The organism is Clostridium sp. AM43-3BH (assembly GCF_003479985.1).
Classification (GTDB): Bacteria; Bacillota; Clostridia; order Lachnospirales; family Lachnospiraceae; genus Otoolea; species Otoolea fessa.
On record NZ_QUIH01000013.1, the window covers coordinates 26,076 to 39,903 of the forward strand.

Below are 13,828 nucleotides of genomic sequence, written 5' to 3' on the forward strand. Positions count from 1 at the left end.
GTGTTGTTATTAAATTGTATGTGGTATACTGTCGTACCGCTAAATTAAATTTCTCGACATCCACAAATAGAGAATTGTCTATTACATTTCCCATTATAGTTGATTTTCTAATTCGTCGAGAATGAATTTTTGTGAAATAGATGAAATCATTTCTACAACTTCCATAACAAAGTTCCTCATAAATTCTCTATAACAAATCACAATTTCACCCTTATATAACACTATGAATAACTTCTCTTTATTGCTACCTTCTTTATACTCATCATACTCAAGTTTAATATTAGTTTGATGTACGATTTGATCTCTTAATGATCTTCCTCTCTCGCTACCACAGAGTAAACGAAAAGCATGTGTATCAAGTTTATCTATTTCACAAAGATATGATTTTAAATAAATAAATTTATCATTTTCATCCTTCAATATTTTCTTTGTGAATTTATTGAAACTATCATTTCTTTCATGAAAAGCTATACAATGAAAAATAGTAGCTACTACATCTAATGCATTTCTTGCAAAAAGGATTGTACTTTCAGTATGATAAAGCAATGTTGTTTCATCATCTCCAAAAAGGCAAGGCATTTCCATGTTCTGTGAGACTTCAAATTCATTTAAATTTTCAATAGCACATTTTTCTGCAAACAACATCATTTTGATTTTCTGATGACATATTACTGCTTTCTCTTTTAAATTGATTTTAGTTTCTGTATCTATACTGGTATTATGTTCAATAAGATTAAATAGATCATAACCTATTTGTATTTTTGGTATGATATCACCATAGTCCGATGTCAACTTCAAATCAAGTGATACAAGTTCATTTCTGTCTAACCACATTAAGTATTTCTCCTTAACTTTACAAATTCCGATACTTTCCCCACTATACCACAATCACAGCTACATTCCTACCCTTGCTTTCCTGCCTTTTGAGAAAATTCCATCTTAAACTTATACTGGAATCCCTTGATTTCTTTTCCATCCTTCGTATAGGAAAACTCCTCTATGCTCTCCGGAATCAAATAAGCATCATAGCTGCCTTTCTTGCCTTTTAATCCTTTTACAAGTATCTTTTTCCCTTGAAGCAGGCTCTTGACCTGTGTATCGGAAAGTGTTACCCCAAGTGCCTTGCCGACATTCATACCGCACTTCCCGGTACAGTACGCTCCGAATTTTCCCTTGACTACATCGGCACCGCACTTCGGGCATTTGCCTAGCACTTCCTGTTCACCCTTGCCTGTGCCAAACATGGCTTTCTGCTCATCACTAACGCTGTGATAGGTCTTTACAAGATCAGTTACCATTGCTTCAATACCAGACATAAACTGCTCTGCAGCAACTTCTCCTTTGGATACAAGTGTAAGCTCATTTTCCCAGTCAGCAGTCAGTTTCGGAGATTTTACTACATCCGGAAGTATCGTGATCAGCTTCATTCCGTCCTCTGTCGGAATCATCTGCTTTTTCTCACGCTTTACGAATCCGTCTTTTACCAGTTTTTCAATAATGTCAGCTCTGGTGGCAGGTGTGCCAAGTCCTTTTCTCTCCACTTCGTCACCCATATCTTCTGCTCCGGCTCGCTCCATGGCAGACAGTAAGCTGTCCTCGGTGTAATGTTTCGGTGGCTGTGTGAAATGCTCGGAAACTCTTGTCTGCTCCACTGCAATCGTCATGCCCTCACGAAGCTCCGGCAGCTTCTTTTCTTCCTCTGCATCCGATTTATCCTCTGCGGTTTTATAGGAATTTTTGAAGAAATCCTCAAATTCCTTCCATCCATTTTTCCACACTTCCTTGCCGGATACCTTAAATACAGTATTGTTGCAGGTAATCACTGCCTTTGTGGAATTATAAATGTGCTTCTCCCCGGTCGCACACAGCAGACGGTTTGCACAAAGGGAAAGTATCTTCATTTCGCTCTCCGGGATTGCCTTTAAGTCCTGCTTGATGATCTCCATGGTAGGAATGATTGCGTGGTGGTCCGTCACTTTCTTGCTGTTCAAAATTCTTTTAATATCTGGATTGAACATGATATTCTGCTCAAATAACAGAGAATTGAAAATCGCTTCGATCACATTTTTTGCAGTACCTTCCATGTCATCGGAAAGATACTGGCTGTCTGTTCTTGGATAAGTTACTAACTTTTTCTCATAAAGGCTCTGCGTATATTCCAATGTCTGCTTGGCAGTAAAACCAAACAGACGGTTTGCATCCCTTTGGAGTGTTGTAAGGTCATAGAGCTTCGGCGGTGCTACCCACTTTTCTTCCTTTACCACGGAAGTGACAAGAGCCTGTCCGTTTTCACAGGCTCCTGCAATCCTCTCTGCTTCCGTTTTATCACTGATATGCTCTGATACCGCATCCAGACCATTTCCCATGATGTGAGCCATATAATAGGCTTCTTTCTTGAAATTCATGATTTTACTTTCACGATCCACCAGCATGGCAAGTGTCGGTGTCTGCACTCTGCCAACCTTCAATGCCTTACCGCCATATAATACCGTAAAAAGTCTTGTCCCATTGATACCCACAAGCCAGTCTGCTTCCTGCCTGCATAATGCTGAATGATACAAGTTATCATAGTCGCTGCCTGGGCGAAGATTATGGAAGCCGTCACGGATAGCACTTTCCTCCATGGAAGAAATCCATAACCGCTTCATCGGTTTTCTGCACCCTGCCATGTTGTAGGTCAGGCGAAAGATCAGCTCACCCTCCCTTCCAGCATCGGTAGCACATACAACGGCATCTACCCTGTCATCATGCATGAGCTTTTTCAAAATCTGATACTGTGCTTTTGTATCACTTTTCACTTCATGCTGCCATTCCTGCGGAATGATCGGAAGGCTCTCATAGCTCCATTTCTTCCATGCTTCCTCATAGCTTTCCGGCTGTGCCAGTTCTACCAGATGTCCCACACACCATGATACCAGATACTCATTGCCTTCCAAATATCCGTCCTTACGCTGTGTGGCACCAAGAACCGCCGCAATGCTCTGTGCCACACTCGGCTTCTCTGCAATTACAAGCTCCATCTCTATTCCTCCCCATCTTCTTCGTTATTCTCGTTGTTGTTATCTTCATTGTCATTCTCGTCTGTGTCTACTGATTCTGTATCATCACCACCATTTATGAATGCTTCGTCGGAATCCTGCTCGGTTTCTTCCTCGTCCTCATAATCGTAGTCCTCGTCAAGCTCGTCCTCATCTTCATCCTCATCAATGAAGTTTTCCTTTTTCTTCTTGGATTTCACAACATATACCACTCCGATCACAGCTACCGCAGCAATGCCCATTAAAATATATGTAAAGCCGGAACCATCTGCCTTTGCGGTATCCTCTTTCGGCTCACTTGTATCTTCCGTGCTATCTTCGGTGCTGTCCTCAACACTTTCTGCTCCCTGTGTTTTCTCTCCTGTGGTATCAGCATTATTGTTTGATAATGCGCTGTCTTTGGTAGGGATTGCAGATTCCAATGCCGCTGAATTTTTCGGAAGTGTCTCGCTGTTATCCGTTGTGGTATTCAGCAGGTCGTTTTCACTGACTTCTGTAAGGAAATACACCTTTTCATCTTCCCCATCACGATCAATCACAAGATAAAATACCTTTTCTGATGCAGTCTGGATTGTGTAAAATTCCTTGCCTTTTTCAGAAGTCTGACTGTCACTGCTCTGGTCTGCATCCTTAGAAGTATCTCCCGTACTTGGAGATTGCTTTGCTGTTGCGGAACTGCTTGAATTTGTTCCACTGCCTGTCTGGGAAACTGTATTTCCATTCACATCCGTTTTTGTATGTTCTGTGACCTGTGCGGTTGCAGAGCTAGGTTTGGTTGCCGACGCATCCACTGGGAGCTGCTGTGCCGGATCTTTTTCATTGCTGTCCTTATTCTCCGGATCGGTGTAATACGGATTGGCTGTTTTATAGATTTCAGAGGTATTTCCTGCATTATCCATGGCAGAAATCGTGAAATACTGATACCCTGCATCGAACTGTTGCAGACGGATATTCAAGGCTCCATTCGTATGCTCTGTAAACTCATAGCCATTGACATAGATTGCCTTGATACCGGAATCCGTATCATGTGCCTGAATGCTCAAAAGACCGTCGCTGACTGCCGCATTTAAGGTAGGCTTGGTAAAATCAAAACACTTGATATAACGGTTTTTCTCGTAGGTCTTGCCCTTCTGGTCTGTGACCTGCACATAAATGGTGCTGTTCTCGGAAATCTCTATGTACATATCCTCGGTAATATCTGTCCAGCTTCCATTCTGTCCGACTTTTGCCTTTACTGTCCGAATGGTAAAATTGCCGGATGCAATAGTATCCTCCACCTTGACTGTTACTTTCGTGGTATCGTTATGCCACCCAGAAGGTGTATTGATTGTAATTTTTACGCTCGGATTGATATAAGCACATTCCTTATAATCCTTTGCACACACCTCACAATCCTCATCCACCGCATACTGACTGCATTTTTCCTTGCAGGTGCATTTTGCGGAAGGCTGTGTTTCCTCGGTTGTGCCTTCTGTGGAATTTTCCGTTGTATTCTCTGTGGACTGCTCTGTGTGATTTTCTCCACTACCGGAACTGTCCTTGTTATCATTACCGGACGCTGTGCTTTCTGCACTGCTTTCCTCTGCCGCACTTTCTGTTTTCTGCTCTGCTGTATCCTCCGCATGAACCTCCACAGTATTTGCCCTGTTTGCAAAAAATGCCCCAATCGGCATACAAAAAAGTATTGCCGACAGTATCAGGGACATTAGTGCCTTAACGGATAACTTCTTCATTTTCATTGGTCGAATCCTCCTTTTCCTGTTCCCGTTTCTGTAATAAATTTCTGACTTCATCCTCACTGAGCTTATTAAGCATCTGCAATCGCTCGGATGAGATTTTATATTTCCGTATGATCTTCATGGCTTCGGCATCCTCCGCCATCTGTTTCTGCTCTGCAAGGTCTTTTTCCTTTGCCTGTAGCTGTGCTATCTGTTCTCTGACCTTTTTAAGCTGTGCATTGATTCTTTCTACTGACAACTGATCTTCCTCCCTTCGCTAATTTAATCTTCCAAAACCATAAAAATGGCTCTGCCAGTAAGAGGTATTGATTGAGGTATACTGGATTGGATCACCACAATGCACCATCGTACCGTTTCCACAATAAATACCAACATGCGTGACGGTTCGCCCTGCATTATAAGTTTTTGTAAAAAATATGAGATCTCCTGCCTTTGCTTCCGATGCGGATACCGAAGTACACTGGTCATAAATGCCCTGTGCTGTGGTTCTTGGCAGGTTATGTACGCCGCTGTTTGAAAATACCCAGCATACAAAACCGGAACAGTCAAAACTTGCCGGAGCTGTGCCGCCAAAAGTATATGGCATTCCCAGATACCTGTTTGCTTCCCGCATAAGCGTCTGCACCGTTGCATCGTCATAGGACTCCGGTGGTATCACATTGCCGGTTCCTCCTCCGGTGCCGCCCGGTGTTTCCCCATAAATGGTCTGCTCTCCTGCCTCAAAATAAAATAACGGGTTATAATACTCCCCGTTATACAGACATTCGATATGAAGGTGGCTTCCGGTACTGCTTCCTGTATTTCCGCTTTTGCCTATATCGTCACCCTTTTTGACACTCTGTCCTGCGGACACATTTAAGCTGTCCATGTGGGCATATTTTGTGGTATATCCCTTACTGTCCGTAATCACCACATAATTCCCATAATAGGAATCGTAAGCCGCTTCCATAACCGTTCCGTCATGCGCCGCATAGACAACTGTACCTGTCGGCACTGCAATGTCCACGCCCCTGTGAAGCTCCTCTGCTCCGGTGTTCGGATTCTTCCGGTATCCATAATAACTGCTGATATAGTAGTACCAGTAGTAATCCACGGGTGTTCCAAATACCTGTAACCCGCCTTTTGTCTCCGTGTAGGCGGCAAAGATTTCTGCCTGTTCCGTATCCATGCGTCCGGCAATAATGCTCTCAAGAGGTGTGACCGTTAAAGTGACTCGAAGGATTGTTACGATATATTCTTCTTCCTCCTCATACTCGTATTCCTCGGTACTGATGCTTCCATCTGCATTTGTAACTGTTCTGGTTCCGGTCTTTGTGACTGTCCTTGTCCGTGTCTCCTCCACTTCCTCAGTAGTAAGGGAATACATGGCATCAAATAATTCCTGAATTTCACTCTCCATTTCTGCGGCAGTAAATTCCGTATGGACTGCGGAAAGATAACTGATCAGTGTATATGGATCATGCCCGATTGCACCAAGGTTATAATCGTATTCATCATATCCCGGGTAATCAGTTTCAATCCGGTCAATCTTGTTTTGCAGCTCCATTTCCTTTTCTGTAAAAGATAAATCTGCTGCATCAATCTCTGCCGGAAGGCTAAGATATGTGCTTGCCATCGTTGTTGTCACAGTTCCGGTAAACATGGAACCGCAGCTTGATAATGCCGACATGATCATAATAAGCAGAAGAGCAAAAATACCCACTGTGATAATCAGTGTTTTATTTTTTGTGGCAATCTCCTGTAACTTCTTTGCAATCCCGGTTGCGGCATTGGCTGTCTTTGTAAATGTTTCCTTTGCAGTCTTGGCTTCTGCTCCTGCCCGCCTTGCCTTGGCATACTCACGCTTGATGCGCTGTTTCTGTAGCTGCCTTTGTAACTGTTTCTTTGGACTGTTGCCCTTTAGATGTGGATTTTCACTAATGAATTTCTCATACTCCAGCTTCATATCTGCTGTGACCTGCTTTTTCTGCAATCGCTCTAGGCGGTCACGCTTTCTCTGTGCCTTGCTCTTGCGGTGATACTTCATATAGTGATAAATGTCCTCGGCACGCTGTTCCGTCTTGTGTGCACCCTCAACCGCAGAATTGTCCTTTTCTGTTTCTGCAATCTTACGATGCACAAAATACATATTTTCCGTTTGCAGCTTATGAACCGCAGTCTTTCCCAGACCATCCTGCTTAAATGGCTTCTCCACATCCACCGGAACAACGATATATTTTGCTTTTCCGTTCTGTTCATCAAAGACACGTTTCATCTCATACTGCCGCTTTTTCGGCATCTTGTCCTTTGCTTTCTGCAACTTCTGACGACTCTTTTCCGACTTATCAAAAGCCTTCTGTACTTTTTTGTCGGTAAATTCTTCCTCCTGCCCCTGCGAAAATGTGGCATCCTTTGTCTGGAAATCTCCATAATCGGACTGCTTTGTATTTTCTGACTTCGCACGCTCTCTGTGTGCGTGTTCTCTCTGCACACGCCCTTTGTGATATTTTCCTTTTTCCTCAGACCGTTGGAAGGTATCCCTGACATGAACCTTGTTTTCTATCGTGCTGTCAGAAGAAGTCTCATAATCAGTCTGTTCGTCCTGCATGAAGCTGTTTTCCTTTAAGAATGACTTTTCCGCTTCGGCTTCCGACTTCTGGACGCTATGACCAGAAGTTGCATTTCTTGTACGACTGCCATGGTTCGCATCCCTTGACAGGTTGCTCACAGGCTTCTCGCTGGCACTAAACTGGTTTTCCACAGAAAAGGTGTTGTCCTGCCTGTGTTCTATATGTTTTACTCCAGTCACTTCCTTATCTTTGGAAAATGTCTCTTTTTCAAATGCCTTTACTGCCTGCTTCTTCTGTCTCTTTTCCGCCATTTATACTGCGTCCTCCTTCTGCACCGATTCCTCCGGCTTCGTATTCATAATTCTGTAGGTCTTGGTGTCTGTCGGGTATTTATCCACGAAGGGAATTACCACGTTATCAAACAGTATCAGACCACTTCCCGGCTCAGAGTTGGTGACATAGGAAAGCTGCTTATCAGAAAGTCCCAGCTTATCAGCGAGGATTGCCTGATCTTTGGCATTCTGATTTAACAGATACACAAAATCGCTGTTACCCAAAATACCCTCAATCTCCTCAGAACGGAGAAAATCGCCCACATTCTGCGTCAAACCTGTCGGAATACCGCCCCATTTTCTGAAACGCTTCCAGATTTCCACAGAGTAGATAGCTGTCTGCTTTTCCTTCAGAAGAAGGTGGAACTCATCACAGTAATAACGGGTTGCAATCTTTCGCTCCCTGTTCTGTGAAACCCTGTTCCACACTGCATCCTGCACGATCAACATTCCAAGTTCCTTTAACTGATTTCCCAAGTCTCTGATGTCAAAGCACATGATACGGTTGCCACTGTCCACATTGGTATGGTGGTTGAAATAATTCTGGGAACCATGCACATACAGCACAAGGCTGTTTGCGATACGCTCTGCCTTTGGATTCTTATGCTTCAGAAGTGCGTTGTATAAATCCTCCAGTATCGGCATATTTTCTGGCACCGGATTTTCAAAATATTTATCGTAAATATGACGGATGCATTCGTCGATGATACCTTTCTCATCATTCTCCAGACCGTCCTTGCCACCTGCAATCAGATCGCACAATGTAATGATAAAATCAGATTTCAGTTTTAATGCTTCCTTATCCCCCTTATGGCTCAACTGAATATCCATCGGGTTCAGATAATCTTTGGAATTAGTGGCAAGTTTTACAACCTGTCCATGTAGTGCTGCCACTAGCGCAAAATACTCGCCCTCCGGATCGCAGATAATAATGTCGTCCTTTGTGATAAGAAAACAACTTAAAATCTCACGCTTTGCACTAAAACTCTTACCACTTCCGGGTGTTCCTAAGATAACTCCGTTTGGTGTACGGAGCCTTTTGCGGTCTGCCATGATCATGTTGTTGCTGAGTGCATTTAACCCGTAATAGATTGCCGGAGCAGGCATAAATAATTCCTGCGTGCAGAATGGTACTAAGATTGCGGTGCTTTTTGTGGAAAGAGTACGCTCAATACCTGTCTCATTGCATCCAATCGGTGCGGATGCCATAAGTCCCTGTTCCTGCAAATACTGTAAACATCTGAGGTCACAGTTTGCCTGCTGAATGATACCGGACACTCTCTGCATTAAGCTCTCCAGTTCCCGCTTGGTTCTGCCATAACAGGTAATAAGGAATGTCATGTTGATCATCTTCTGATTGCTCGTATTCAAATCATCCAGAAATTCCAGCGTATCCTTTTCATAGGTCACAATATCCGTTGGAAGAATATCCATATCGTAGCCGCTCCGGACTGCCTTTTTCTGCTCCTCAATCTTCATCTTCTGGATATTGGAAATGACCGCTTTTAACTTCTTGATTGCCTTTACCGGATCTTCCGTCTGCATGTGCATGGAGATAGTAAGGTTTGCATCAATGTCAAGAAGCTGCTTGATCAGCTCGTCCGTAAACTTCGGTGCGATAATATCCAGATAGGACACACAGCCATACATATTTCCCGACTTGAAGCGGTTCGGATAGCGGAAATCAAACCCCGGCGGTGCAATATAGTCCTTGACCGACTTACCGGATTCTGCCAGATCCTTAAACGAAAAGCGGAAAGGCTCCATGGTATCCTGATTAAAATATTCATGCAGGATACGCAGTCTTTCCTTTCCGTCCAGTCCCCTCGCAAGGGTTCCTATATTGTTTAAGTTTCGTATGACATCTTTTTCAATGTTGTTAAGGCGGCTCTTGGCTTCCCTGTAGCCATTGCTCTCCACACCAAAAATCAGATATTTTGATTTGATGATACCATTGTTTCCCTTTGCCGCCTGCTTCTTTAACATCTCCGTATATTCTTCACGAATGTCATTAAAATCATCCTCCTGCCACGGAATGTCAAACTGTTCCGTAAGCATCTGCTCGTTGACTTGCCGGTTGAATAACACCAGTTCAAATTTCACAGACGGATCAAAATAATTGATGAGCTTACTGTACTGTGCCAGTATATCCGCCTGCTCATCCACTTCCAGAAGCGAATAGTTTATATCAAAAAATTCCACCATCTTTGTATAATAATGGTGGCTGACCTGACAGATACCGTCACGGAACATCTTCTCAAAAGTAATCGTCTTTTGTGCGGTAGTCGGCTTTTCCTTCTCTTTGCCCCTGCCGGATAAAATATGCTTTAATTCCATAAGACGCTTTTTCTCTGAAAAAGTAAGACCGCCACTTTTGCTGTTATTTCTGCTATTGCCCTGATAACTGCTTTTTCTGTGTTTTTCCGGTTCTGCCTTTTGCTTTTTCTTCAAGATAACGAACCTCCCTTCGTAATTTTTCTTTCTCCTCCAACTGCTTGTAGAGGTTTTCTGACCGGTACGGTCTGATTCCCGGCGTGAGTATCTTCTGCCGGAGCATAAAATACAAAATCTTCTCCGCCGGAAACCCGTTTTTCTCATACATCGCAAAAAAGAAGAACGGAAGCATTGCTCCCATCATTAAAAGTGATGCCGCTGATGTCCCGATCAGTCCCTTAGTCAGAAAATACAGAGGGATGCCCGTTACTGCCGCACCACTGAAACAGATGATCTGTCTCTTTGTTAAATTCAGTGCCACTTTTGTCTTGATCCCGGACAAATCCTTTGGCACCTGCACGGATATTGCCATATCGTTCCTCCCTTAGTGCGCATTCCAGATAGATTTTGACAGCGAACCTGTCTTAAACATGGAAAAACATAAAATCACGGTATATGCTGCCACCGACCAGAGTGCCGTATGCAGGTTATCGGATACTGCCACACCAGCCACAAGCACCGCATAGATTGCAACGCATACCATCATAAAAAATCCCTGAAATGCAAGGGCACAAAGTCCCTTAAAATAATTGGTTCCTATTGTTCCCCACTCCCGGTTGGTTACGGTTGCGCAGGGAACAGGTGCTACTGATACATAAAGATATATTTCAATCATTCGCCCATAAAGAATGACGGTGATCAGGACTGACATGATTTTCATACATAAACTGACGATCATGGTCTCCATCCCCAGTCCTAACAGCTCGCCTATACTCATTTCCGAAAACTGCTCATTGAACATCGTCTGCAGCGTACTTGAAACATCAATACTGGTTTCCCCACTGATTGCTGCGGCGGCAGAATTGACGATGTGGCTTCCCACATCAAATACCGCCATTACAATGTCAAAAGTCTTGCTTAACAGCATGACTGCAATACACGCTTTCATAAAAAAGCGGATAAAAATGGCTGTATTGAAGTCATGCAGGTTATTTTTGTCAATGACCATGGAAATAAGCTCATAGACGAGTACAAAGCTGATAATCATTCCCGCTATGGGAATCATCACATTGTCGGACAGGGTTTTTATCATATCAAAAATACCGGAGTTCCATGTGCTGGGAGTTTTGCTGACCTCCCCTGCAATCGTGCCTACTTTGTCATTGACATCGGTAAACATGGTTTCAAAGTTGGTCAGAACCCACCCCTGCAACAGTTCCTTTATGAATTCAGTAATCTTATCAATGATCCCGCCCATGAATTATGAGAACAGTGTGGTAAGCTGTGGAATTACCGTCTGTGCCACAATGATGATGCCACCGCCACTCATAAGCTGTTTCATCCCCAATTAGGTGTAAAAACTCTGCTCGATGGCGGGCGGCGGCGTACAAAAAATCTATATGGTGTTGTTAAGAGAACCGTCCCGGCGGGACAGGTCAGGCAGTGACCTGTTCCACCTCCGGGATGGGTTTGAGATTAAAATGAATTTCGATAGAAATGTGTCTTGTTTTATCTTCGTCAATGCGCTCATGCACAACGATTTCTTTGATTAAGCGGTTGAGGGTGGCTGCGTCCAGCTCTGTGATGTTGGCGTATTCCTGAATGGCTTCCACCCATTGTTTTGCATCATTGGCAAGCTGGACTTCATCGGACAGCCGCTTTCTGCCCTCGGACACTTTTGTTTTAAGCTCCGTCTGCTCGGTCTGTGTCTTTTCCAGCATGGTGTTGAAATTCTGCTCACTGATACGCCCTGCAATCATATCCTCATAAAGCCGCATGACCATTTTATCCAGAACCTCAATCCGTTCCTCGTCCCTTGTAAGGGAGCGTTCCATTGCTTCCCGCTGTTCCCGCTGCTCGGCTTCACAGGTATTGGTCAGGCGGTCGGCAACCGCTTCCCCGTCCATCAGGGCAGCTCTGGCACATTCCCGGATTTTCCGCAGCACATGGCTGTAAAGGGTGTCATAATCAATCCGGTGCTGGGTGCAGTGGTTCTTTCCAAAGGCATTGTAGGTCTTGCAGGAGTAAATCCGCTGGGGATGTTTAGCGTTTGTGTAGCGTACCGTCAGCGACTTCCCACACTCGCCGCATTTTAACAGTCCGGCAAACAGGCTGATTTCATTGGTCTGCCCCGGACGCTGGCGGGATTTCAGCTTGTTCTGCACAATGTCAAAGCTCATGCTGTCAATCAGCGGTTCATGCTGTCCCTCCACCACAATCCAGTCCTCCGGCTTCTTTTCCCCAATCGTGCCGATTTTGAAGCGGTAGTCCTTTTTCTGGGAAGCAATCGCCCCGGTGTAGACGGGATTCATCAAAAGGTCTTTGATAACGGAGAAGTCCCACATATACCGCCCGTTTTCTGGGTCTTTCTTTTCCCATTTGGTGCGGGTATTGCGAAGCCCCCGTTCCCGGTTCCACCATGTAGGGCAGGGGATTTTTTCTTTCTCCAGCCGTCTGCGGATATAGTTCGGACCATGACCGTTCAGGGCATATCCGAAAATCAGCCGCACAATCGGGGCGGTTTCCTCGTCAATGAGCAGATGGTTTTTGTCCTCCGGGTCTTTCCGATACCCAAACGGGGCAAGACACCCGGTAAACTGTCCTTTCTGCGCTTTCAGAAGATAAGAGGAATGGACTTTCTTGGAAATATCCTTGCTGTACATCTCGTTCAGGATATTCTTGAACGGGGCAATGTCGTTGTTATCCCGCAGGGTGTCGATGCCGTCATTCATGGCGATATAGCGGACACCGTTTCTTGGGAAAAAGTCCTCAATCAAATGCCCGGTTTGCAGATAATTACGCCCCAGTCGGCTGAGGTCTTTCGTGATGACAAGGTTGATCTGCCTGCGCTCAATGGCTCTCAACATTCTCTGTAGGTCAGGACGCTCCATGTTAAGACCTGTGAAGCCATCGTCCTGATAGACTGCCACAACCTCCCATCCCTGCTTTTCGCAGTATTTTTCCAGCATATCACGCTGGTTTGCGATACTGGCACTTTCGCCTTGCAGGTCATCGTCCTTTGACAGCCTGCAATAGACCGCCGCACGATAACCCCCGGCAAGTGCCGAACCGATTGTTCTGTATTCCATTTCGTTCATCATAGCCATTTACCCACACAATCCAGACGGTATCTGGCTCTTTTGAACCTCATCTTCATTATAGCCTATATCTTTCTTTTTAGCAAGATATTCTTTTGCATTTGTCTTTCCGTATTTCTGGGAAATCAGGCTGACGAACACATCAGTGGCGTCAAGCTCCCCGTCAAATACAGTGGTCACATGAATCTCTGTTTTGTTTTTTGCCATAGGCAGTTATCCTCCATACATGAAAATAGCCAGACAGAGGGTGTCGGCAACGAAGTCCGGCAACGGGCTTCAAAAGACCTTGCAAACAATCTCAATCTGGCGATGGTTACTATTTATACTTTTCTTTTATTTTTTTGTTGTTTTGGTTGTTATAAGGGAGAAAAGCCCGGAAATAAGGGGTTTTTCCCGGCAACCGGCTCGGCAACGGGATAACAACAGGGGGTGCAACGGGCTGTCCTTTTCAGAATGGAAGCTCCATCTGTTCTGTGACCTCCACAAAACCGTCCATCGTTTTTTCAGACGGGTTGCCGGAGTCCGTTGCCGGGTTTTCACGCTCCCAGCCCTTTTGTCTGCCATATTCGGAAAACATTCTTGGGTTTGGGAAGTACCGCCAGCTGGAAATGCACTGGTTCATAATCTCGTTGATTTCCC

12 protein-coding genes and 1 pseudogene are annotated in these 13,828 nt (G+C 44.5%); 1 reads left to right on the forward strand and 12 read right to left on the reverse strand.

Annotated features, from left to right (window positions below; translation table 11 throughout):
* Nucleotides 1–93 precede the first annotated feature (93 nt).
* From DW931_RS15535 to DW931_RS15585, 11 genes are all read right to left on the reverse strand, one after another.
* Nucleotides 94–834 carry a hypothetical protein gene (locus DW931_RS15535; RefSeq protein WP_002594222.1) on the reverse strand — a complete coding sequence of 247 codons (741 nt, stop codon included), beginning with the start codon at nucleotides 832–834 and terminating at the stop codon, nucleotides 94–96.
* Nucleotides 835–902: 68 nt separating this feature from the next.
* Nucleotides 903–3,020: a DNA topoisomerase 3 gene (locus DW931_RS15540; RefSeq protein WP_002594223.1), complete on the reverse strand. Its 2,118-nt coding sequence runs from the start codon at nucleotides 3,018–3,020 to the stop codon at nucleotides 903–905.
* A gap of 2 nt (nucleotides 3,021–3,022) precedes the next feature.
* A complete protein-coding gene (locus tag DW931_RS15545) occupies nucleotides 3,023–4,777 on the reverse strand; it encodes a CD1107 family mobile element protein (protein WP_002594224.1) in 1,755 nt (584 codons plus the stop codon).
* Entirely contained in the window at nucleotides 4,752–5,015 is a 264-nt protein-coding gene (locus DW931_RS15550) for a DUF4315 family protein (protein WP_002594225.1), read from the reverse strand. Before DW931_RS15550 ends, DW931_RS15545 begins: the two co-directional genes overlap by 26 nt.
* Before the next feature lie 18 nt (nucleotides 5,016–5,033).
* Nucleotides 5,034–7,637: a CD1108 family mobile element protein gene (locus tag DW931_RS15555; RefSeq protein ID WP_002594226.1), complete on the reverse strand. Its 2,604-nt coding sequence runs from the start codon at nucleotides 7,635–7,637 to the stop codon at nucleotides 5,034–5,036.
* The gene (locus DW931_RS15560) at nucleotides 7,638–10,109 is read right to left on the reverse strand and encodes a VirB4-like conjugal transfer ATPase, CD1110 family (RefSeq protein ID WP_002594227.1); all 2,472 of its coding nucleotides are present in this window, start codon (nucleotides 10,107–10,109) and stop codon (nucleotides 7,638–7,640) included. It lies immediately after the preceding gene.
* Nucleotides 10,048–10,464, reverse strand: coding sequence for a PrgI family protein (locus DW931_RS15565; RefSeq protein WP_002594228.1), 417 nt, complete (start codon nucleotides 10,462–10,464; stop codon nucleotides 10,048–10,050). Before DW931_RS15565 ends, DW931_RS15560 begins: the two co-directional genes overlap by 62 nt.
* Nucleotides 10,465–10,476: 12 nt before the next feature.
* The gene (locus DW931_RS15570; RefSeq protein WP_002594229.1) at nucleotides 10,477–11,349 is read right to left on the reverse strand and encodes a VirB6/TrbL-like conjugal transfer protein, CD1112 family; all 873 of its coding nucleotides are present in this window, start codon (nucleotides 11,347–11,349) and stop codon (nucleotides 10,477–10,479) included.
* Between the two features lie 3 nt (nucleotides 11,350–11,352).
* Nucleotides 11,353–11,433, reverse strand: a complete 81-nt coding sequence (locus DW931_RS15575; protein WP_278320352.1) for a Maff2 family mobile element protein — start codon at nucleotides 11,431–11,433, stop codon at nucleotides 11,353–11,355.
* A 94-nt stretch (nucleotides 11,434–11,527) separates the two neighbouring features.
* A complete protein-coding gene (locus DW931_RS15580; RefSeq protein WP_002584321.1) occupies nucleotides 11,528–13,198 on the reverse strand; it encodes a recombinase family protein in 1,671 nt (556 codons plus the stop codon).
* Nucleotides 13,199–13,396 carry a hypothetical protein gene (locus tag DW931_RS15585; protein WP_002592708.1) on the reverse strand — a complete coding sequence of 66 codons (198 nt, stop codon included), beginning with the start codon at nucleotides 13,394–13,396 and terminating at the stop codon, nucleotides 13,199–13,201.
* On the opposite strand from DW931_RS15585, the gene DW931_RS16520 reads away from it, so the two are divergent.
* Entirely contained in the window at nucleotides 13,370–13,609 is a 240-nt protein-coding gene (locus DW931_RS16520) for a tweety protein (RefSeq protein ID WP_118627009.1), read from the forward strand. The genes DW931_RS15585 and DW931_RS16520 overlap by 27 nt on opposite strands.
* Before the next feature lie 28 nt (nucleotides 13,610–13,637).
* Here the strand turns inward: DW931_RS16520 and DW931_RS16345 are convergent.
* Nucleotides 13,638–13,828, reverse strand: a pseudogene (locus DW931_RS16345) (virulence-associated protein E); the annotation flags it as partial.

Bases quoted from the DNA above. Each gene is read 5' to 3' on its own strand.
- DW931_RS15565 (WP_002594228.1), bottom strand. From the start codon at position 10,464: ATGGCAATATCCGTGCAGGTGCCAAAGGATTTGTCCGGGATCAAGACA.
- DW931_RS16520 (WP_118627009.1), top strand. From the start codon at position 13,370: ATGAATCTCTGTTTTGTTTTTTGCCATAGGCAGTTATCCTCCATACAT.
- DW931_RS15540 (WP_002594223.1), bottom strand. From the start codon at position 3,020: ATGGAGCTTGTAATTGCAGAGAAGCCGAGTGTGGCACAGAGCATTGCG.
- DW931_RS15535 (WP_002594222.1), bottom strand. From the start codon at position 834: ATGTGGTTAGACAGAAATGAACTTGTATCACTTGATTTGAAGTTGACA.
- DW931_RS15570 (WP_002594229.1), bottom strand. From the start codon at position 11,349: ATGGGCGGGATCATTGATAAGATTACTGAATTCATAAAGGAACTGTTG.
- DW931_RS15575 (WP_278320352.1), bottom strand. From the start codon at position 11,433: ATGAAACAGCTTATGAGTGGCGGTGGCATCATCATTGTGGCACAGACG.
- DW931_RS15545 (WP_002594224.1), bottom strand. From the start codon at position 4,777: ATGAAAATGAAGAAGTTATCCGTTAAGGCACTAATGTCCCTGATACTG.
- DW931_RS15555 (WP_002594226.1), bottom strand. From the start codon at position 7,637: ATGGCGGAAAAGAGACAGAAGAAGCAGGCAGTAAAGGCATTTGAAAAA.
- DW931_RS15585 (WP_002592708.1), bottom strand. From the start codon at position 13,396: ATGGCAAAAAACAAAACAGAGATTCATGTGACCACTGTATTTGACGGG.
- DW931_RS15580 (WP_002584321.1), bottom strand. From the start codon at position 13,198: ATGGCTATGATGAACGAAATGGAATACAGAACAATCGGTTCGGCACTT.